This is a genomic window from Pseudoalteromonas sp. S4492, from assembly GCF_005886115.1.
Taxonomy (GTDB): domain Bacteria; phylum Pseudomonadota; class Gammaproteobacteria; order Enterobacterales; family Alteromonadaceae; genus Pseudoalteromonas; species Pseudoalteromonas gelatinilytica.
The window spans coordinates 1-433 of sequence record NZ_PNCP01000130.1 but is presented as its reverse complement, the minus strand read 5'-3'; the positions used below and the strand labels follow the sequence as shown (position 1 = coordinate 433).

The window sequence follows — 433 nt, the reverse complement described above, 5'->3', positions numbered from 1 at the left end:
TGGGTGCTAGGTGCTAGGCGCAAATAAAAGACATCGTGTTTCTTCTTTGAGTCACTGTTTTTGAAAACAACCCCAGATTCCACTAAGAATATATTTGGATTCAAACTAAGGTAGAATCCTCTTAATTTTTAATCATCAATAAGGTCGTAAGATAATTCTGCTTTCTTAATCTCGAGTTCCAACTCTTTTGTGTATGGCAGCCTTACAATATTTCCCACAAGAATTTCATTCACAGTGGTCTTTGCCTCTGCAATCGTCATTTTCAACTCTCGACGCAATACCTTATTAAAAGATATTTTTCTAAAACCCGTGGACCACTTCGTAATTTCAATAATCATTTTCTTCCAGCTTTATACTTACTGATCTAGGTTATTTACATACACATGGGCTTTTGCTTTTTGCCACTACCTCGCACATGGCGTCAGAAAATGAT

The 433-nt window shown here is 36.5% G+C and carries 1 protein-coding gene; it reads right to left on the bottom strand.

Translation table 11 applies throughout. The features are described from left to right. Window positions 1–128 precede the first annotated feature (128 nt). A complete protein-coding gene (locus CWC28_RS21150; RefSeq protein ID WP_105174941.1) occupies window positions 129–338 on the bottom strand; it encodes a hypothetical protein in 210 nt (69 codons plus the stop codon). Between the last annotated feature and the right edge of the window lie 95 nt (window positions 339–433).